The sequence below is a fragment of the Collinsella aerofaciens genome (assembly GCF_039758965.1).
GTDB classification, from domain to species: domain Bacteria; phylum Actinomycetota; class Coriobacteriia; order Coriobacteriales; family Coriobacteriaceae; genus Collinsella; species Collinsella aerofaciens_BR.
This window is the reverse complement of record NZ_JBDMSL010000010.1, coordinates 59,381-79,594: the sequence shown is the minus strand read 5'-3', so window position 1 is coordinate 79,594 and position 20,214 is coordinate 59,381. Positions and strand designations below refer to the sequence as shown.

Sequence of the window (20,214 nt, the reverse complement as noted above, 5' to 3'; positions counted from 1 at the left end):
ATTATTTTCCTTCCCCGGAATTTACCTTCCATACCTTCATCCCATGAGTGACCCGCTGGTCCTCAGGCGGAAGCCGCATATAGTCGCCGTAGAGCCCCCTTAGGTACGCGTCCCAGTGCGGACACGCCTTGAAAGTACGACTCTCGAACTCCATATCGATCAAGTTGTCGAAGTCCTCGGTGGGAAAACCTGGCTTATCAGGCTTGTAGGGCCCCCAAACAACATCCCCCGCTTCATGCGTATCTCCGAACTGAAGACCACGAGCCCTCTCCCCTAGCTCGGAAAACTGCTTTTCCGCAGGAAACAACGCCCTATGAATCGGAAATAGGACATGTTTTGCGACCTTTTTCAACGGATTTGAAGTAGATGTTTTGATGTTTACGTATGACCGCAATGCCCTAAAGAATGTCTTTTCCTGAGCCGCCATTAGGGTCGCTTTCTCAGTATTTTCGTCAGGCATGGCATCAGCGGGAAAAATGTCGATCCAGAGAAACTCTTCGATCACCTCTTCTAAGTGCGGTTCCTGCGCCCTCCATGAAGGGTTGGTCAGTTTCATGAAGGGATAGATGTACCCCTTGCGTCCAGGAATATTGGCAGTCAACCCAGCAGGCACCCACTCGGGATGTGATGCAAGTTCATCGAAATCAGGCCTGGGCATAATGACGTCGATATCGTCATCCCAAGGAATGAATCCTCTGTGTCTCACGGCACCTAGAAGCGTGCCGCCATCAAGTGAATAACGAAGCCCATGCTCGTTTGTCATCCTGTCAAAATCGACGAGCATAGCAAGCAAGAGTTTTTGAATTTCCATTGTGGGAAGGTACTGCATCATTACTCCTTAGGATTCTTATGAAAGTCTGTCTTCGACCGCGCCGCGCGCCAGAGCATGAAAACTCTTACTAGCAACAACAAGGCATCGCAACCCCAGCGAGCAACACAGATAACATCAAGGGTTATCAACCCGGCAAGGTAAAGTGCCAGAAGCGAGACCACATTAACGATCCCAGTGAATAACGTCGAGACGGTCAGCTCCTTTACATGCCCCATGGCGCCCAGAACCGGCCAGCCAATCAGAATTCCGTAAAATGAGAAGATAAAGATCGGCGAGATCATCCACATAACATGGGCACCGCCAACGTACTCGGGTCCTCCGAGGACGAGCATGATAGGCTTAGAGAGAGCGCAATACGCAACGATACCTAGGACGAGAACAGGCAACGCAACCAGCGCCAACTTTCGTGCGAACCCGAAGTCTCTGTTCTTGATCATATGGGGGTAAAGGCTGTTAGCAATAGGCGTGTAGAGCGACTGCACGGCATTCACAGTCGTGAGCGTAAGCGACCAAAAGGCGATGTCCGTCTTGCTTGTGATCGCTAACCCGATAATCACCGTTGTGAATCCAGAGAAAAGAGAGGAGCTGACGTTCGAAACGCAATAGATAGCGGAGACGCGTAGTTCCTCGAAGCTCTCCTTAAAGGTGGGCCTTGCTATACCGACGCCGAACATGCGCTTCTGGGCGCGATAGCTCCATGCGATGTCGACGATCTCCGACAGTACGTCAGCTACGGCAACGAGGATAAGGTCCCCCGGCCCGCGTACGAGAAGGATCGTAAGCGCGACCTGCACCCCCTTGGATGCGAAATATCGGGTCGTCAAAGGCCCCATACGCTCATTTCCCTGAAAGATGAAGTCGGGCAGCACTGTGCGACCTGCCGTTGCAAAGAACGCCCAGATGACGTAGACCGTATTCTCGGCCATAATAGGAATAAAGCGTGTTACTACCATGACACAGAAGAAAAGGCCGCAGAGCAACATGAGGCGTGCGACCGTTATCGCCCCCACGAGGCGGGAGAGAGCTGCAGTGTCCCCCCTGAGATCAACTACCTTCTTGGTACCAGAGAGTGTAAAGCCGAAATCGGCGATGGTTTGGACCACGCCCATGAAGGAGAGAACATAGGCGTAAACGGCATAGCCCTCAGTCCCGAGGATGCGAGTAAGATAGGGAATAAGCAGCAGCGGAAAGAGATACTTGAGTATCTGAAGGCCATACTGCCAAAGCGTGTTCTTGTAGAATGTATTGTGCTTCACCGACAGTATCCTCCTTTAAAGACGAAGGAGACGTTAGCCAGTCTATTAAAATAGAATCGACGGATAGAAAACCGCAATTTCGCAACTCCAATGGACTTGAAGGGGGGGGGATGAAATACCTAAATGCAATAGCCCCGCAGAAAGAAGGCAATAAAGATGCAAGGCGCACTATATAGAACTCCGCCGAATAGCCTTGAAAACGCCAAGCGCCTTGCGGGAAGTTGAAGAAACAATGACGTTATTCGACAAAACCATGCTATGAACTAAATCAGGGAAGCCGCTAACGCGCTTACGATACTCAAGTTTGATCATTTTATCGAATGTATTTTTTGCCTCATCATCCAGATCGCAACGCCACAGGATCTCATCGAGATCGCAATAATGCTGACAAATGCCGCGCCTTGCATTTAGATGCGCGCTTTTCGACCATCTTGCCGCGTACTGAAGCATTTCATCGCACACTCGGCCCCAATCGGCCACCTGCTTTTCTTGGAATACTTTCGTACTGTTAGAGTCATGCTGTCGGTAATAATAGAGGGGCTCATCAATATGAAAGAGGCTACGCGCCTTATCGAAGACGGGAAGCAACTGACAAAGGTCCTCTCCGTGCATAAGGCCAATCCGGTTTGTATACCAATCATATCCAGGGAACAAATCGGTGCGAATAACCTTATTCCAAACGCTATTGAAATCGCAGCCGCATAACATACTTCTAATGGCATCAAAATCTCCGCCAACATGTATCCCAGGAGAAATGCAGGCCTTCAACGATGGCCGAACAGGATCTAGTTTCATGGTGAAATCGAAAGAAATGATATCCGCATTTGACGATGTGATGGCAGAGCAGACTTTCTTGAGACATCCCGCCAGAAGACAATCGTCAGAATCAAGAGCGAGGACATAGCGCCCCTTCGCCCTACGAAGGCCGTCCCGCCGCGCGGCTAATAAGCCTTCGTTATCCTTGTGGATTGCGAAGGCCTTTTTGTTCCCTTTGCAATAATCGTCACATATCTTAGGTGACCCATCAGTTGAGCCATCGTCAACAAGGATAACCTCATACGCTCCTTGCCCTTGGGCATCAATAGACTCCAAGCAGGCTGGTAGGAAGCTTTCGGTATTGTAGACAGGCACGATAATGGAAATATCGGGCTTCACATCAAGCATAAAAGACTCCTAAAAGCGCTGAGGAATACGGGAAAAGATTGCAGCTGCCGCCAAATACGAATGTGATAGCGAAATAGAGCACGCAAAAAGTAATTGCAAGTACCCCGGATAGCAAACGCTCGTTACCAAGGTTCTCCGATAAAAATGGATAGAGGAATCCCGAGATAAAAAGAAATGGGAAACTGAGTCTAATCAACTCGGGACTTATGCTTGCAAACTGAGCGAACACAGCCGAGGAGACGCCGCAGCAGATGTAAAAATTAAGCATCTCCCGATTAGCAGGTCCCATTGAACTTTTATGGCCCAAAAACAACATAATCATACAAAAAAGCAGGTAAATTAACATCGTATTGTTCAGTGAACCCATTCCAGCATGTTTCACTTGAAACGAATATGACGACGTAAAAGATGAGACTAGCTGCATCAAATCTGGCCCTATCAATACCGCACTGACGGCACAAACGGCAACACCGAAGCAAAACAACATAGCAAGGGTTTTGGATGAGCGAACACCCCTGCTCTCGCAACAAGCTATGTAAATGACCCAAACAAAAATGCCCACAATTGACATCTTATGAAAACCAACGGCAACCGCCAAAAAAACAAAAGCAGGTAGATTATTCCCGTGAATCAGTTCATAAACCATCAAGACGAGCATACTTGTTGCTAGGCACTGCCTGAGTATGTTTAGCGTGTATCCAAAGACAATGAAACAAAGAAAGAATCCGATGACAGGATACCCTTGAGGAAATTGCTTTTTTGCAACCAGAACATAAGGAAGGAAAATAATAAACTCACAGAAGAAAAGCACTGCGTTGAAATCGCCAGTCAGTCTCCCTAGAAACCAGAATAAAAGCACAAAAAGCGGTTCTTGATCCGAGCAAGCACTGAGGGCTCCTATAGGCGAATAAACCTGAGACGCATTAAAACAGCTTAGAGGATATGCCGAAGTATCTGTTCCAACGGTTATATCTCTAGCACCCGCCACCACACAAAGGGGTAGAACCGATATTATCGCGAGGACAAGTCCAAAACGCTTATCACCGATGCGTGCTGAGAGATATAGCAGAGCAATATGGAATACAAACGCAACTAGATAGATCTGCATCACTACACCTGCTCAGCAAGTTGTACATAGCCCTCAGAGATACCGTTAGTCGAGCCGTCGCCGACAATGACGACCTCGTACTCAGAGTAGTCCTGGCATGCGATGCTAGCCAAGCACTCGCCAAGGAAGTCCTCAACGTTGTATACGGGAACGATTGCAGAAAATCTCACCTTATCAACCCTTATTTCTTGGGGTTTATCCAATTGCTTTGCCCGAAACTGCTGCGTAGAGGGCGTAGAAGGCGTTGTGCGCCTTTGGGGAAATCGCGAATAGCATGCACCGCAACCTCCAGGTGCGGGATGCCAAACGGCTCCGCGAGGCTCGCCCCGCAAGCTTGCGAGCTCGTCTCAGATAGGACCGCCCTTCAGCCCTGTCGCCAAAGGTATTGAGATCGACGCGCATAGCGACGCGCAGCGTACAGTAAGCTCGAAAGCACTCAAACTCGTCTTTAAAGCCGCCCCCGGCAATTAGTCGCACGGTCTCGATAGTCTCATCCATGTCTTGCGCGTGCTTGGGGCCCTGCTTCTTAAACGTGGTGATGGAGCCGGGTCTCGTTACATACGCGTAGAAAGGAGCATCAGAAAAGGCAATCTCCCCGACACGCGAACAGATAGAGGCGATCACGCCCATGTCTTCGAAAAGCTGTCCCTCGGGAAAGGCAAGGTAAGGGATCAGGGACCGGGCGAAGAGCTTGCCGCACGCTGAGCCACTCTCCCCGTTGAATAAAAGCAGCTTAGTAAAACGCTCAGCACCGGACTCCACCTTGAACTCAGCAGCCTGCTCAATCTCGTAGTTCTCGAGAAGGGGCGTCTTGGCGAAAGACCCTGCAACAAGAGTCACCTGGTATTTCAGGGCAGCTTCAACCATAAGCTCAATGGTTCGCGGGTCGATGAGGTCGTCTCCGTCAACATACATGAGATAGTTGCCGCGGCATCGTTGCGTGCCATAATTGCGAGCGGAAGAGAGACCCCCGTTCTCCTTATGGTGAATCACAACGCGTGGGTCGTCTCCGACGGTGTCTTCAATCAAATCTATAGTATTATCTGTGCAGCCATCGTCCACGATAAGAATCTCGATGTTCGGATACGTCTGACTGAGCAGCGACCTCACACAAGGAAGTGCGAACTTCCCCACGTTGTACATGGGGACGATAATGCTTACCAGAGGGTAATCGACTACGGAAGCCATTTTGCTACGCCCTCCGTAGAAGAATTCGATAGATCAGCGACCTCAGCGAATTGGGCATAAGGCAGACCAGCGCGTGCGGCACATATGAGCAGACGTAGTCGCGTTCAGTGAAATAGCCCCGCTCTACCTGCGCTCTCTTGAAGGCCTTGGCGTACTTGAGGTACTGAACTCCGCCCCTGCGGGCGTAGAAGTCCTCACTTACGCGCATGGCAACTAAGGGCTCACCCAAATTGTCCGCACGGCAGCCGCACGCGAGCATTCTGTTGAAGAGGTCCCAGTCCTCAAAATAGAGGAAGTCTGAACTGCAGTTGCCCGCTTCCATCACCTTTGACTTTCTAAACGTCATGGGAGGGTGACGAAAGGGATTGCGTCTCTTGGAGTAGGCAAGGATTGCATCTAAGCCTTTAGGTAGTTCGGTTGTGGCTACGGGCTTGTCGGGCGAATCAATGAACTCGGAAACATCGCTGCCGACCATGTCGAGACCGCCATCTAGGGCGGCGAGCTGCTTCTCCATGCGGTCGGGTCGGGCAACGTCATCGGTGTCCATGCGAGCGACAATCTCGTTGGAGCAGGCGAGCATGCCCTGCTGCAGGGCATATCCGAGACCGCGGTTCTTAGCGTACGAAACGAAGTTGAACAATTTGGGGTGTGCGGAGTCATAATCCAGAAGCACGGCTTCCAGTTCGTCCGTCAATGGACCATCTTTGACCATGACAATTTCAGTCGGCGGCACGGTCTGAGCAAGCATGCTGTCAATCGACTCTTTAAGGTACTCTGGGCGCTCCTTAGCATACAGGCTCATAAGTACGGTATAGGCAGGGTATTGCATTATTATTTTCCCCTCCTCATCGCCTTGAACGTTTTGACGAACACGCGGGCGTCAAGTCCAAGCGACTGATGACGAACGTAGAAGAGTTCACGGGCCTGTCGCTGACCACTCCCCCAAGTCGAGTCATTACGATCCGTTGCGGCCCACCAGCCAGTAATGCCCGGCTTACAAGCAAGAACTTCGTCGCGAGCGTCACCGTACTCGTAGGTTTCTTCGTGCGTCACAGGCCTTGGTCCAATAACGGATAAATCCCCTATAAGAACGTTGATGAACTGCGGCAATTCGTCGAGCGAAGTGTGACGTAGAAAACGACCAACGCGCGTAATGCGAGGGTCATCGTCAACCTTTTGTTCGCGCTGCCATTGCGCCAACTGCTCGGGAGTCATGTACTTCTCAGGATGCTCGTAAGCATCAGAGATCATGGTTCGGAGTTTGAAGATATAGATAGGCTTGCCGCCCTTACCGACTCGTTTTTGGCGAAAAAACGGCTTGCCGGGAGAGTCAATCTCTATGGCGATGCATGCGGCTACGACGGGGATAGCCAATACCACACAGACGCCAGCAGAGAACACGATGTCAAAGGCTCGCTTGAAGGCAAAGTAGCCTGGCCCACCTTTCTTGGGAGCAGCAGCATTGGGATCGGCAGCGGGTGCCTTATAGCTTCCTGTCGCTACGAAACCTTGCGCCGGAGCAGGGTTCTCGACGGGAGGCGGAAATTCCGTCGCCACAGGAGCATGAGAGCCATTCTGCCGATCAATGACTTGACCGATCATTGACGTACCACAAGGAACATCAGTTATATATTCAGTTTTATCCGACATGTTCTCTTCCAACACTTCGTCCCCGGGTCGGGGATCCTCCCTGTTCTGTGTAGCGACCGTCTGCAGCTAGGCGATCGCCTTTTTAAAGTTGCGCATGACGCGCTGCTCGGCCGAAAGCACGGCAAGGCCAACGCGCGTAGTTACGCGTCGACCGCACAGGTCGAGCTCCAAATAAGCAGTGCTCTTGCGTCTGTTAATGGTTTTGATAAGGCCTTCGTGGCCCAACAGTGGACCTGCCGTAACTACGACCTGGTCACCTTCTTTTAGGGCCTCGCTCATGGGCACTACGCGGTCTCCCCTATGCGTAAAGCCGCCAATAAGCTGGACCTCTTCTTTTGCCAGCGGCACAAACTGACCGTCCTGGGATAACACCCGGGCAAAGTCGTCCATACGCAGCAGATACTGTTGCACGGTACGGGGATCTGCCGTATCGCAGATAAGATAACCGGGAAAGAGCGGCTTGGTCGTATTGACCCATTCGCCGTGTACTTTGATCTCGGTTTGAAATTGGGGATAAAAGAGCTCCTGCATGGTGCTCGTCGGCACCATGCGCTCGATGCGCTCGCGCATTACGTCTTCGCGACCGTTAATGACCTGGATCACATACCACACGAGCACCACCCCCTTGCTGTCTTACGTGTGGCTCACGGGGTTTGGGTATGGCTTCGCCAGGGCGCTTGTGCGCGAAGGCGCTCCATATTCAAACCCTGAGCCCAGTTAGACAAGCACGTGGCTCTGCCCCACCGTGAACGGTATGTATAAGTGCAGTTACTAGAGACGCGGACGTGTATCGCAAAAAGACCGCATCCCCAGCTGGCTGCGTGCGAGCCAGTCAAGCGGGTACAAAACTGGACCGCACGCAAACAGGTGCAGAACTGCTGTGGGTTGCCGTGGCAATTCATTGCACCATCTAATGCAAACTTAAAAGTAGCCATAAAAGCAAGTGCAAAATCGCGCATGACAATCGATATTGGAGCTCGTGGTTTTTCTAACACCGCCGTTACGGCCGGATGCTGATCGACCCTGCGCTTTGTGGCTTGCTGGAGCCGTGAGCACAGTTGAACTCATGTAACGTTAGGTATCCTAGCACAAGCTGTTAGCGAAACTGATTTGGGCTGCGTTGGACAACATATCGTTCATTTAGCGTGCTTATGGGGGTTATTTTGGGACGTTGTTCACGTTGATGCAGGTTAATGGGATGCTAACGGTGATTAGGCGCGTTCCTGAAGCCCATATGGAACGGCGATCTACACTGATAATCGCGTTTGGCTAACAAACTATGTACAGACATGGGAAATAAATTGTGCAACTTTTTGTTGGCGTAGGTGGGGTTTGCGGCGCGTGGTTTTTTGGCATGAAAAAAAGGCCTTCGGAATTCCGAAGGCCTTTGCATTCACGATGGTGGAGACGAGGGGGATCGAACCCCTGACCTCTTGACTGCCAGTCAAGCGCTCTCCCAGCTGAGCTACGCCCCCGTGACGATGAGATACTATAGGGGAAGACTTTCTTTGATGCAAGGACTATTTTGGGTTGAATCTCTTACTTACGGGTTTTCCTGGGACGGGGCAGAAATAATCACTCTTCGAGCGCATATTTCTGCCCACCGTCCCGATAAAACCCTGATGCGATAGACCTTACCTGTAGAGGTAAGCGATGGCGGTGCCGGTGTGGACTTGGATTGTGGCTGTTGACCTGACGACGTTGCTGATGCCCGTGTCAGCCAACAGGCCCAGCGAGGCGTGATCTAACTCCCACTCTAGACCGTGTTCGCTTACCACCGTCCCAGGCGCTATGGCGATGATGGAGAATGTCTTGCCTTCGGCGCCCTCGATAGTCCACGACTCACCTATGTGAAGAATGCGGGAGACCACCTTGTCCTCGGCAATCCAGACTGGGGCGTCATCGTAGCCCGCGAGCAGGCCCAGTACGGAAAGCGCCATGTCCGGACGGCCGCCTATAGCGCAAGTCGCAACCAATTCGGCACCCGGCCAGCGACGGCGGAGGGAATCGAGCGCCAGAGCCAGATCTGTATAGTCCTTGTAGGGGTCGTGGCATTCAACTTCAAAGTCGGTGGCGGCATCAACCAACACGCGACCTGCATCACTCACCGTGTCGGCATCCCCCACATACACGTCGCAGCCCAGCCCCGCGCTCAGCAGCGCGTCGAATCCGCGGTCCACGGCGACGACGTGGTCGCACTCCCCCGCCAGCCTACGTAACAGATCCGCGCTCGCCACCACGGGCGAGCCGCAGACCGCTAATACCTTGCAAGTCACAGCCCTCGCCTATCCCTCAAACGAAAGCACGTGGGCCAGGTCAAGCTCCTCGTAGCTGTCGATAAAGATATCGCAGTTGGCGCGCACATCGTCGCGCTTCATGCGGCCGTGCGGGTCATAGATGCCCACACGCTTAAAGCCGGCGGTGCCAGAGCTCTTAAGGCCAAAGACCGCATCCTCAAACACCCAAGCGCGCTTAAACTTGCACCCATGACGCTCCTCCAAGCGGCGCAGCGCCAGCTCGTACACATCGGGAAACTGCTTGGAGCGTCCTGCCTCACCCGTGGTGGTCACAAACTCCATGTACTCGTCGAGCCCCGCACCTGCGAGTGCAGACTGCACCAGCTCGGCCGGCGTGGACGTAGCTACGCACATGGCAATGCCCGCCGCCTTCGCCCGCTCCAAAAAAGCCAGGAGCCCCTCGCGCGGCGGCACCTTGGAGTACCCATCGATCAGGATGTCACTCAGCTCACAGTAGAGCTCCTCGCCATTCGCGCCAATGCCCCAGGTGTCGTGGTAGGCCTGGCACTCATCCTCAAGCGACAAATGCTCAAACTGGGCAAAATCGTCGACCGTCACGTCGACACCGTGGCGGTGCAATAACTCGGGCTGGGCATAGGCCCAAACGGGGGTGCTATTAACCAGTGTGCCGTCGCAATCGAAAATAAAAGCAACCTTGGGAGCGGCGGTATGGGACATAAACGAACCTTTCAATGTCAAATGGTAAACAACCTGCTAAAAACGTTTTACCAAACGTCAGGCTAACAATTTTGAAACCCTAATTGGTAAAACTGTCAAGAGTTTTACCACGGCAATTCTGCCAGTGGTATAAACATGTCGCTTACCGATTAAACGCCCCCGCAAATCCGCTTTCGTCCATAAAACTAACGCACAGGTGTTATCGTAGTTTCTGCCGAAAGTTCCACCGAGCACGCGAGGTGGAACGAATCACAGAAACTTCGCCGTCCCTTCGATTCGTGCAGCCTTGGACCTTTCGCATCTAGTCACCAAGGCAATACGCTGCCGCGTCATGATGGGATCAAACGTGAGCGATACAAAGCTAAAGCCAACGGCTAAAAAGCCCGCAACCCGCAAACCGGCTCCGCACGCACCGGAGCTCACCAAGGACGATGTCTATCTGTTTGGCATCGGCACGTGGGAGCGCAGCTGGGAAAAGATGGGCGCGCATCCTGACACGCAGCAGCGCACGCGCGGCTGGCGCTTTTGCGTTTGGGCGCCCGACGTAAAGAGTGTCCATGTCATTGGCGAATTTAACGACTGGGATGAGGAAGCCAACCCACTGGTGCCCGTGCATACGAGCGCTATTTGGGAAGGCTTTATTCCTGGCGCCGAACAGGGCCAGCTCTATAAGTACCTTATCGAGACCAACGAGGGCGAAAAGCTCTACAAGGCCGATCCGTATGCCTTTAAGGCCGAGTGCCCTCCGGGTACCGCCAGCGTGCTGTGGACCCTCGACGGCTACAAGTGGAACGACGCCGCGTGGCTCAAGCACCGCGCCGGCCACAACCACATGTCGCAGCCGCTCAACATCTACGAGGTGCATATTGGCTCGTGGAAGCGCCACGGCGACGCGCCGCAGGGCGAGCCCGACGAGTACGGCAACTACCCCGGCCCCATGGATCCCTTCCCCGCGCAGCGCGGTGAGTTTTACACCTACGACGACCTGTCGGTTGAGCTCGTGGACTACGTGCGAGATATGGGCTACACGCACATTGAGGTCATGCCGCTGATGGAGCATCCTTTCGACGGCTCCTGGGGCTACCAGACGACCGGCTACTACGCCGCCACCTCGCGCTACGGCAACCCGCAGCAGCTCATGCACTTTATCGATGCGTGTCACGAGGCGGGCATCGGCGTGATCATGGACTGGGTGCCCGGCGGCTTTTGTGCCGACTCCCACGGCCTTGCCACCTTTAACGGCCACATGCTGTTTGAGCACGAGATTCACCCCAATTGGGGCACGCACAAGTTTGACTTTGCCCGCGGCGAGGTCCGCTCCTTCCTGGTCTCCAACGTGCTGTACTGGCTCGAGAACTTCCACGTTGACGGTATTCGCATGGACGGCGTGTCCAGCATGCTGTACCTCAACTTTGGCATCGACGATCCCGGCCAAAAGAAGTTCAATAAGTACGGAACCGAGGAGGACCTGGACGCCAGCGCATTTATCCGCCAGGTCAACTGCGCTGTTGAGGCTCACTACCCCGACGTGATGATGATGGCCGAGGAGTCCACCGCGTGGCCGCTCGTGACCTATCCGCCGCAGGACGGCGGCCTGGGCTTCCACTACAAGTGGGATATGGGCTGGATGAACGACACCCTGCACTACATGCAGACCGATTTTCCGTGGCGCCCCGGCAACCATGGCCTGCTGACGTTCTCTATCATGTACGCCTTTACCGAGAACTTCATTTGCCCGCTCAGCCACGACGAGGTTGTGCACGGCAAGTGTTCGCTCATCGGCCGCATGCCGGGCGACTGGTGGCGCCAGTTTGCCGGCCTGCGCACGTTGGCTTTCTACCAGATGACGCACCCCGGTGCCAAGCTCAACTTTATGGGCAACGAGATCGGCCAGTTTATCGAGTGGCGCTACTACGAGTCCATCCAGTGGTTCCTGACCGAGCAGTACGAGACCCACCGTCATCATCAGGCGTTTATCAAGGCGCTCAACCACCTGTACACCGCCGAGCCCGCCCTGTACGAGCGCGGCTACACCGACGACGGCTTTACCTGGATCGATGCGGATAACTCCAAGCAGTCCATCGTGAGCTTTGTGCGCCAGGGCGAGGACGTTGATGACGACTTGGTGATCCTGATCAACTTTGACCCGGCGAGCTACGAGAGCTTCCGCGTGGGAGTGCCGCGCGAGGGTGACTGGGAGGTCATCTTTGATTCCGACCGTCCCGAGTTTGGCGGCAGCGGCTATGCCGGCGAAGAGCCTTACACCTGCTCGAGCGAGCCCTATCCCTGGAACGGGCAGATGGACTCCATCGAGATTAAGGTGCCTGGCCTGGCAGGCGTGGTGCTTAAGCGCCGCGGTCCCAGCAGCTATAAGCCGCCCGTGGTCGAGGAGCCCAAGAAGGCGACGCGGAAGCGTGCGTCCTCGGTGAAGCCCAAGGCCGCGGCTGCTAAGAAGGCTCCGGCTAAGGCAAAGGCTGCCAAGCCCGCTGCCAAGGCTTCGGCCAAGTCCAGCACGGCCAAAAAGGCAGCCACCAAAAAGGCTGCTCCCAAGGCCAAGGCAGCTGCTGTTAAGGCTCCTGCCAAGAAAGCGTAACAAAGGCGTTACCACTGTAATTACCCGCCCCGTGGGGGCGTAGGATACATGTCATAACCGTTCCGGGAGAAACATCCCCGGGGGAAAGGAACGTATGAATAAGATCTTCGACAACAAGCAGGAGTTTACCGAGCTCTATCGCGATGCTGTCATGAGCATCAGCGGCAAGAGCATCGAGGCCGCCAGCGACCTCGACCGCTTTAACGCCCTGGCCAAGCTCGTGGCCGAGAAGGCCCGCACCGTTGCCACCAAGAGCGACGCCCGTGCGGCGTCCGAGGGCAAGAAGCGCGTGTACTACTTCTCGATCGAGTTTTTGATCGGCCGCCTGCTCGACAACTACCTGCTCAACTTTGGCGTGCGCGACATGGTCGCCGAGGCGCTCGACGACATGGGTTTTGACCTGTCCGTCATCGAGAACCAGGAGCCCGATCCGGCACTGGGCAACGGTGGCCTGGGCCGTCTGGCCGCTTGCTTCTTGGATTCCATGGCAGCCGAGGGCATTGCCGGCTACGGCAACGGCATGCGCTACCGCTACGGCCTGTTTAAGCAGGAGATCGTCAACGGCAGCCAGGTCGAGGCCACGGACGAGTGGCTCACTCACGGGTATCCCTGGGAGGTCCGTCGTCAGGACAAGGCCGTGACGATTAAGTTTGGTGGCCACGTCGAGGGCTTTGAGGAGAACGGCCGCACGTTCTACCGCACGGTGGACACGCAGGATATCCTGGCCGTCCCTTATGACATCCCCGTGGTGGGCTATGCCGGCGAGACCGTCAACAAGCTGCGCGTCTGGGCCGCCGAGCCGGTCGAGGAGCACTTTGACCTTGAGGCCTTCAACCGCGGCGACTATGCCCTGGCCGACGCCGAGCGCGCCGAGGCCGAGGCCATCAGCGCCATCCTCTACCCCAACGACGCCGGCGAGCACGGCCGTCTGCTGCGCCTGAAGCAGGAGTACCTGTTTGTCTCGGCTGGCATCTACAGCCTGCTCGACACCTTTGAGAAGGAGCACGGCGAGAACTGGGAGCTGCTGCCGCAGTTTGTGGCCATCCACACCAACGACACGCACCCCGCCATGTGCGGTCCCGAGCTCATGCGTATCCTCATCGACGAGAAAAAGCTCGAGTGGGATGACGCTTGGAGCATCGTGACGCAGGTCGTGAGCTACACCAACCACACCATCCTGCCCGAGGCCCTGGAGAAGTGGCCCATCGGCATGTTCTCCAAGCTCCTCCCCCGTGTATACCAGATCATCGACGAGATCAGCCGTCGTTGGCACGAGTCGTTCGACACCACGCAGGAGGGCTGGCAGGAGCGTCTGCGCCAGACCGCCATCCTGTGGGACGGCGAGATTCGCATGGCCAACCTGTCCGTGATCTGCAGCCATAGCGTCAACGGCGTGGCCAAGATCCACTCCGACATCATCAAGAACATCGTGCTCAAGGACTTCTATGCCCTGACGCCCGAAAAGTTCAACAACAAGACCAACGGCATCTCGCACCGTCGCTTCTTTGCCGAGGCCAACCCCACCTACGCCAAGCTCGTGACCGAGGCCATTGGCGACGGCTGGCTGAAGGACGCCTTTGAGCTGGAGAAACTCAAGGAGTTCCAGAACGACACCGAGTTCCTGAAGGCCGTGGGTGCCTCCAAGCGCGCCAACAAGGAGCGCCTGGCCGCCTACGTTAAGGCCGAGACCGGTCTGGTCATTGACCCCAACACCGTCTTCGATGTCCAGGTGAAGCGCTTCCACGCCTACAAGCGCCAGCTCATGAACATCATGAAGGTGATGGACATCTACAACCGTCGCATCGCCGATCCCAACTTCCACGTGACGCCGACGACCTTCATCTTTAGCGGCAAGGCTGCCTCCAGCTACACCTTTGCCAAGGAGACCATCCGCCTCATTAACTCCGTGGCCGACGTCATCAACAACGATCCGCGCGTCAACGAGGTCATGAAGGTCTGCTTCATCCCCAACTTCCGCGTGAGCAACGCCCAGCTCATCTACCCCGCTGCCGAGATCTCGGAGCAGATCTCCACGGCCGGCAAGGAGGCCTCGGGCACGTCCAACATGAAGCTCATGATGAACGGCGCCATTACGCTGGGTACCCTCGACGGCGCCAACATCGAGATCGCCGACCTGGCCGGCCGCGAGAACGAGGCCATCTTTGGTCTGACCGCCCCCGAGGTCGAGCAGCTCTGGGCATCGAACAGCTACTTTGCGTGGGATACCCTCAACGGCGACCGTGAGCGTCTGGGCCGCGTGATGGACGAGCTCAAGGACAACACCTTTGCGGGTCTTTCGGGCAACTTTGAGAGCATCTACAACGAGCTCATGAACAACAACGACCCCGACCTGGTCATGGCCGATTTTCGCAGCTACGTGGATGCGTGGGAGAAGCTCACGGGCAGCTACGGCGACCAGGAGACCTGGAACCGCAAGGCCCTGCTCAACACCGCCTCGAGCGGCTGGTTCTCGAGCGACCGCACCATTCGCGAGTACCGCGACGAGATCTGGCACGCGTAAAGGCGCGCGAGCTCCCCTATGCCAGCACGGCATTACTCGACGGGCGTGACGTTGCGCCGCGCCCGTCGCTAATGGGTTTAGGAACATCGATGACAGAAGGAGAAATCGATGAGTAAGAAAGAATGCATCGCGATGCTCCTCGCAGGAGGACAGGGCAGCCGATTGGGGGCACTCACCCAAAAGATCGCTAAGCCGGCGGTTAGCTTTGGTGGCAAGTTCCGCATTATCGACTTTTCGCTGTCCAACTGCTCCAACTCGGGCATCGACACGGTGGGCGTTCTGACGCAGTACCGTCCCTACCTGCTGCATGCCTATGTGGGCTCCGGCGAGGCCTGGGATCTGGACAGCCGTGACGGCGGCGTATCGATCCTGCCGCCGTACGAGACGCAGACCGGCGGCGCCTGGTATGCGGGCACGGCCGACGCCATTACGCAGAACCTCGACTACATCAAGGCCAACGACCCCAAGTACGTCCTGATTCTTTCGGGCGATCACCTGTATCGCATGGACTACCGCAAGATGCTCAAGACGCACATTGAGAACAACGCCGACCTCACGGTGAGCGTTATGCCCGTGCCGTGGGAAGAGGCCAGCCGCTTTGGCATCCTGACCACCGACCCCGAGGACGGGCGCATCACCAAGTTCACCGAGAAGCCCGATAAGCCCGATTCGAACCTCGCGTCCATGGGCATCTACATCTTCTCGGCCGACGTGCTGATCGAGGCACTCGAAGAGGACGCTCTGGACCAGCGCTCGAGCCACGACTTTGGCAAGGACATCATCCCCAAGCTGCTCGGCGAGGGCAAGCGCCTGTACAGCTACGAGTTCCACGGCTTTTGGAAGGACGTCGGCACCATCGCCAGCTTCCACGAGACCTCGATGGACCTGCTGGGCAACAACCCCGAGTTCGATTTGTTCGACAAGCACTTCCCCATCATGTCCAACATCACCACGCGTCCGCCGCACTACATTGGCCCGGACGGCCGCCTGGACGACTGCCTGGTCTCCAACGGCTGCAAGATCTACGGCACCGCTCGCCACTCGATCCTTTCGACCGATGTCATCATCGAGGAGCGCGCCGTGGTCGAGGACTCCGTGCTGCTGCCGGGTGCGCACGTTAAGAGCGGCGCGCACATCTGCCGCGCTATTTTGGGCGAGAACTCCACGGTCGAAGAGGGCGTGAAGCTCGGCTCTGTCGATACCACCAAGGATACGGCCGTCGTTGGAAATGACGTCGTTATCGGGAAGGGGGAATGATCCGATGATCAATCGCAAGGCCATCGGTTATATCACCGCTAACTACTCTTCGAGCTACGGCAGCGTCCTGCTCAAGGACCGCCCTATCGCGTCCGTTCCCTTTTTGGGCCGCTACCGCCTGATCGACTTTCCGCTGTCCAACATGATGAATGCCGGCATTAAGACCGTCGGCGTCGTCATGCCGGGCAACTACCGCTCGCTGATCGACCACGTTGGTTCGGGCAAGGACTGGGGTCTGGACCGCAAGAAGGGCGGCCTGTTCATGGTGCCCGGCAACGCGTATGGCACCACCAAGGGCGGCATGCGCTTCCTGCTGCGCGACATCATCTCCAACAAGACGCTGTTCCAGCGCTCGGACAAGCCCTATGTTGTGATGATGGGCACCAACATCATCTTTAACATGGATCTCAACACCATCATCGACGCGCACGAGAACTCCGGTGCCCAGATGACCGTGGTGTACTGCAAGGCCACGCGCAACGTCGATGACGAGACCAAACTCGAGATTAACGAGAACGGTCGCCTGACGGGCGTGAGCGCTGGCGTCGCGTACGGCGACAACGCCTCTATGGACTGCTGCATCGTCAACCGCGAGACGCTGCTCGAGATTATCGACCACTACCAGGCCGCCGACTATCTGGACCTGCTCGAGGCACTCCAGGGCGACTTTGGCAACATCGACGTGTGCAGCTACGAGTACAAGGGCGAGGTCGTGGGCGTGTTTAGTGAGAAGTCGCTGTATCGCCGCAGCATGGACCTGCTTGACCAAACCGTGGCCGACCAGCTCTTCGATCCCGAGCGCCCGATCCTGACCAAGGCTCACGACGTGCCGCCTTCGCGCTATGCGACCGGTAGCCACGCGTGCAACTCGATCATCTCGGCCGGTTGCATCATCAAGGGCACCGTGCGCAATTCGATCCTGTCACGCGGCGTCGTGGTCGAGGAGGGCGCCTCGGTGACCAACTCGATCATCAACCAGAGCTGTGTCATCAAGAGCGGCGCACGCGTTGAGAACGCCATTCTGGACAAGAACAACGTGGTTCCCATCAACACCGAGCTTCGCGGCACGCCCGAGAACATCCTGGTGCTGGGCAAGGCTCCGTTAACTTCCGACACCACCATCGTACGTTAACGTTGGCACCGCAACATCGCTCGTAACAGGTAGAATAGCCGCCCGGTTAGCGCCAGGCGGCTATTCTCGAATTGCAACATGGGAGACAATATGGCAGATTCCAGCAAAAAGATGCAGATCGTGTTTGCCTCGGCCGAGTGCGCACCGTTTGTTAAGACCGGTGGCCTGGGCGACGTGGCGGGCTCGCTGCCTGCGGCGCTCGTGCGCGCCGGCGCCGAAGTCATTGTGATGGTGCCCAAGTACGCCACCATCAAGGATGAGTACAAGGCGCAGATGGAGCACTTTTCCGACTTTTACGTGAGCCTGGGCTGGCGCAACGAGTACTGCGGGCTGGAGAAGCTCGAGCACGACGGCGTCACCTATATGTTCGTGGACAACGAGCGCTACTTTGCGCGCGATTATCCGTACGGCTTCTTCGACGACGGCGAGCGCTTCGCGTTCTTCTCCAAGGCCATTACCGAGAGCCTGCAGCACCTGCCCGAGGGCTTTGAGTGCGACATCCTGCACTGCAACGACTGGCAGACGGCACTGGCGCCCGTGTTCTTGCGCGAGTTCTACCAGGGCCTGCCGCTGTACGACCGCGTCAAGACTGTGTTCTCGATCCACAACGTGGCGTTCCAGGGCCAGTTTAGCGACACCGTGATGGAGGACATCCTGGGTGTGGCGCATATTCCCGCGGCCGCCACGCAGTTGCGCTGCGACGCCTGCAGCATCAACTACATGCTGGGCGCGCTGCACTATGCCGACGCCATCACCACGGTGAGCCCCACCTATGCGGGCGAGATCCAGACGCCCGAGTTTGGCGAGGGCCTGGACGGTGTGCTGCGCGAGCGTTCCTACGCGCTGCAGGGCATCCTCAACGGCATTGACGTGGCGGCCTTTGACCCGGCAACCGACAAGCGCATTGCCGCCAACTACACGGTTGAGGACCGTTCCGGCAAGGCCGTGTGCAAGGCCAAGCTACAGGAGGAACTGGGGCTCGAGGTGCGCGACGACCGCCCGCTTATGGTGATGGTCACGCGCCTGACGCGCCAGAAGGGCCTGGACCTGGTCATGTACGCGCTCGACCGCATCCTGTCCGGCGGCGTTCAGGTGGCCGTGCTGGGCACCGGCGACCGCGACTACGAGGACGGTCTGCGCTACTTCCAGGACAAGTACCCCGGCACCATGGCCGCGCGCATCGAGTTCGATCCGGCGCTGTCGCAGCGTATGTATGCCGCCGCCGATATGTTCCTAATGCCTTCGAAGTTTGAGCCCTGCGGTCTGTCGCAGATCATCGCCATGCGCTACGGCACCCTGCCCATCGTGCGCGAGACCGGTGGCCTGAAGGACACCGTGATCCCGTATAACGAGTTTACCGGCGAGGGCACGGGCTTCTCGTTTAGCAACTTTAACGGCGACGAGATGGGTGACGCCGTGTTCCGCGCGGCACGCCTGTTCTGGGATAATCGCGAGGCCTGGGATCAGCTGGTCACACAGGCCATGAGCCAGGACTTTAGCTGGACGCGCTCGGCCGATAAGTATCTGGACCTGTACTTCTTTATGCACCCGGAGATTGAGAGGCCGGCGGCTGTGGAGTCTACGGCGGCTGTCGAGGAGCCGGTTGAAGCTGAGGTCGTTAAGGCCGATCCTGAGGTGAAGGTCGAGGCTACTCACGAGCCCGAGCCTGAGGTTAAGCCCGCTGCGAAGCCTGCCGCCAAGAAGACGACGGCCCGCAAGACGACGGCTAAAAAGGCCACGACCACGAAGACCACCGCCGCCAAGGCAACCACTACCAAGGCATCGACCACGCGCAAGCGCACGACCGCCGCTGCCAAGAAGGCCACCGAGGCCGAGGTCGCTCCCGAGGTAAAGGACGAGGCCGCCGCCGAGACTAAGCCCGCGGCACAGGCTCCGGCCAAGACCGCTGCCAAGAAGACGGCTGCGACCAAGGCCACGACTGCCAAGAAGGCCACGGCAGCCAAAAAGACCACGGCAACGAAGTCGACGACCACGAAGACTGTCACGACGAAGGCCGCCGCAAAGCCGGCCGCCAAAGTGGTGGAGACGACCGCCGAGTCCAAGACCGAGGTAACTGTCGAGGCAAAGCCGGCCGCCAAGACCACCACGCGCAAGCGCACTACGACGACGGCCAAAAAGGCCACAACCAAGGCTGCAGCTCCCAAGGCAAAGGCTAAGGGCGAGGAAAAGCCGTCAGTAAAGGCCAAGCCGGCGCCGAAGGCCGCCGAGGTCAAGACCGCTCCAAAGGCTACGACAAAGGCAGAGCCCGCCAAGGAGGCCCCGGTCTCCCCCGCCGCTCCCACTGAGGAAAAGGCTCCGACTAAGAAGACCTCCGTCCGCAAGGCAACGGCCGCCCGCAAGCGCCGCTAGCCCACAGACGATCCAAAACCTCATCAAACCCTAAGTAAGGGGCGCTCCAACCGGGCGCCCCTTCTCTATAGATAGTTGGTAAAACGATTTTCTAGGACAACCGTTCGCCGATGGTAAACGGATGTTGTTTATACAGCCTGTGTACAACAGATATACTTATATCTTGTG

Annotated in this window: 16 protein-coding genes and 1 tRNA gene; 5 read left to right on the top strand and 12 right to left on the bottom strand. The window is 56.5% G+C overall.

The annotated features are described in order from the left end of the window. Position 1: 1 nt before the first annotated feature. From ABHU32_RS04660 to ABHU32_RS04605, 12 genes are all read right to left on the bottom strand, one after another. Positions 2-832: a LicD family protein gene (locus ABHU32_RS04660; RefSeq protein ID WP_161162646.1), complete on the bottom strand. Its 831-nt coding sequence runs from the start codon at positions 830-832 to the stop codon at positions 2-4. After that, positions 832-2,088: an oligosaccharide flippase family protein gene (locus ABHU32_RS04655; RefSeq protein WP_346979162.1), complete on the bottom strand. Its 1,257-nt coding sequence runs from the start codon at positions 2,086-2,088 to the stop codon at positions 832-834. Before ABHU32_RS04655 ends, ABHU32_RS04660 begins: the two co-directional genes overlap by 1 nt. A gap of 168 nt (positions 2,089-2,256) precedes the next feature. Continuing rightward, positions 2,257-3,252 carry a glycosyltransferase family 2 protein gene (locus ABHU32_RS04650; protein WP_346979160.1) on the bottom strand — a complete coding sequence of 332 codons (996 nt, stop codon included), beginning with the start codon at positions 3,250-3,252 and terminating at the stop codon, positions 2,257-2,259. Next, positions 3,245-4,360 carry an EpsG family protein gene (locus ABHU32_RS04645; RefSeq protein ID WP_346979174.1) on the bottom strand — a complete coding sequence of 372 codons (1,116 nt, stop codon included), beginning with the start codon at positions 4,358-4,360 and terminating at the stop codon, positions 3,245-3,247. Before ABHU32_RS04645 ends, ABHU32_RS04650 begins: the two co-directional genes overlap by 8 nt. A 2-nt stretch (positions 4,361-4,362) precedes the next feature. Then, positions 4,363-4,530, bottom strand: a complete 168-nt coding sequence (locus tag ABHU32_RS04640; RefSeq protein ID WP_346979159.1) for a glycosyltransferase family 2 protein — start codon at positions 4,528-4,530, stop codon at positions 4,363-4,365. 25 nt (positions 4,531-4,555) lie between these two features. Then, entirely contained in the window at positions 4,556-5,548 is a 993-nt protein-coding gene (locus tag ABHU32_RS04635; RefSeq protein WP_346979158.1) for a glycosyltransferase family 2 protein, read from the bottom strand. A 4-nt stretch (positions 5,549-5,552) separates the two neighbouring features. Further along, on the bottom strand, positions 5,553-6,377 hold the full coding sequence (locus ABHU32_RS04630) for a glycosyltransferase (protein WP_346979156.1): 825 nt from the start codon (positions 6,375-6,377) through the stop codon (positions 5,553-5,555). 2 nt (positions 6,378-6,379) lie between these two features. After that, positions 6,380-7,198, bottom strand: coding sequence for a sugar transferase (locus ABHU32_RS04625; RefSeq protein WP_346979155.1), 819 nt, complete (start codon positions 7,196-7,198; stop codon positions 6,380-6,382). A 66-nt stretch (positions 7,199-7,264) separates the two neighbouring features. Next, the gene (gene loaP, locus ABHU32_RS04620) at positions 7,265-7,816 is read right to left on the bottom strand and encodes an antiterminator LoaP (protein WP_346979153.1); all 552 of its coding nucleotides are present in this window, start codon (positions 7,814-7,816) and stop codon (positions 7,265-7,267) included. A 781-nt stretch (positions 7,817-8,597) separates the two neighbouring features. Beyond that, positions 8,598-8,673: transfer RNA gene (locus ABHU32_RS04615), tRNA-Ala, on the bottom strand. Positions 8,674-8,832: 159 nt separating this feature from the next. Further along, positions 8,833-9,474, bottom strand: coding sequence for a thiamine diphosphokinase (locus ABHU32_RS04610; protein WP_346979151.1), 642 nt, complete (start codon positions 9,472-9,474; stop codon positions 8,833-8,835). A gap of 9 nt (positions 9,475-9,483) precedes the next feature. Beyond that, complete coding sequence (locus ABHU32_RS04605; protein ID WP_346979150.1) at positions 9,484-10,173, bottom strand: HAD family hydrolase; 690 nt, start codon at positions 10,171-10,173, stop codon at positions 9,484-9,486. Between the two features lie 331 nt (positions 10,174-10,504). Between ABHU32_RS04605 and glgB the strand changes: the two genes are divergently transcribed. From glgB to glgA, 5 genes are all read left to right on the top strand, one after another. Beyond that, positions 10,505-12,766, top strand: coding sequence for a 1,4-alpha-glucan branching protein GlgB (gene glgB / locus ABHU32_RS04600; RefSeq protein ID WP_346979149.1), 2,262 nt, complete (start codon positions 10,505-10,507; stop codon positions 12,764-12,766). 94 nt (positions 12,767-12,860) lie between these two features. Further along, positions 12,861-15,287 carry a glycogen/starch/alpha-glucan phosphorylase gene (locus ABHU32_RS04595; protein ID WP_346979147.1) on the top strand — a complete coding sequence of 809 codons (2,427 nt, stop codon included), beginning with the start codon at positions 12,861-12,863 and terminating at the stop codon, positions 15,285-15,287. Positions 15,288-15,395: 108 nt separating this feature from the next. Further along, positions 15,396-16,544 (top strand): glucose-1-phosphate adenylyltransferase, encoded by a 1,149-nt coding sequence (locus ABHU32_RS04590; protein WP_006233920.1) that lies wholly within the window; start codon positions 15,396-15,398, stop codon positions 16,542-16,544. Positions 16,545-16,548: 4 nt separating this feature from the next. Next, positions 16,549-17,676, top strand: a complete 1,128-nt coding sequence (glgD, locus tag ABHU32_RS04585) for a glucose-1-phosphate adenylyltransferase subunit GlgD (protein ID WP_346979146.1) — start codon at positions 16,549-16,551, stop codon at positions 17,674-17,676. 90 nt (positions 17,677-17,766) lie between these two features. Beyond that, complete coding sequence (gene glgA, locus ABHU32_RS04580; protein WP_346979144.1) at positions 17,767-20,046, top strand: glycogen synthase GlgA; 2,280 nt, start codon at positions 17,767-17,769, stop codon at positions 20,044-20,046. The last annotated feature ends 168 nt before the right edge of the window (positions 20,047-20,214 follow it).

What these genes read in the sequence shown, in the direction of transcription:
- ABHU32_RS04660 (WP_161162646.1), bottom strand. Translation starts at nt 832, where the DNA reads ATGATGCAGTACCTTCCCACAATGGAAATTCAAAAACTCTTGCTTGCT.
- ABHU32_RS04650 (WP_346979160.1), bottom strand. Translation starts at nt 3,252, where the DNA reads ATGCTTGATGTGAAGCCCGATATTTCCATTATCGTGCCTGTCTACAAT.
- ABHU32_RS04645 (WP_346979174.1), bottom strand. Translation starts at nt 4,360, where the DNA reads ATGCAGATCTATCTAGTTGCGTTTGTATTCCATATTGCTCTGCTATAT.
- ABHU32_RS04635 (WP_346979158.1), bottom strand. Translation starts at nt 5,548, where the DNA reads ATGGCTTCCGTAGTCGATTACCCTCTGGTAAGCATTATCGTCCCCATG.
- ABHU32_RS04630 (WP_346979156.1), bottom strand. Translation starts at nt 6,377, where the DNA reads ATGCAATACCCTGCCTATACCGTACTTATGAGCCTGTATGCTAAGGAG.
- ABHU32_RS04625 (WP_346979155.1), bottom strand. Translation starts at nt 7,198, where the DNA reads ATGTCGGATAAAACTGAATATATAACTGATGTTCCTTGTGGTACGTCA.
- ABHU32_RS04605 (WP_346979150.1), bottom strand. Translation starts at nt 10,173, where the DNA reads ATGTCCCATACCGCCGCTCCCAAGGTTGCTTTTATTTTCGATTGCGAC.
- glgB (WP_346979149.1), top strand. Translation starts at nt 10,505, where the DNA reads ATGATGGGATCAAACGTGAGCGATACAAAGCTAAAGCCAACGGCTAAA.
- ABHU32_RS04595 (WP_346979147.1), top strand. Translation starts at nt 12,861, where the DNA reads ATGAATAAGATCTTCGACAACAAGCAGGAGTTTACCGAGCTCTATCGC.
- ABHU32_RS04590 (WP_006233920.1), top strand. Translation starts at nt 15,396, where the DNA reads ATGAGTAAGAAAGAATGCATCGCGATGCTCCTCGCAGGAGGACAGGGC.
- glgD (WP_346979146.1), top strand. Translation starts at nt 16,549, where the DNA reads ATGATCAATCGCAAGGCCATCGGTTATATCACCGCTAACTACTCTTCG.
- glgA (WP_346979144.1), top strand. Translation starts at nt 17,767, where the DNA reads ATGGCAGATTCCAGCAAAAAGATGCAGATCGTGTTTGCCTCGGCCGAG.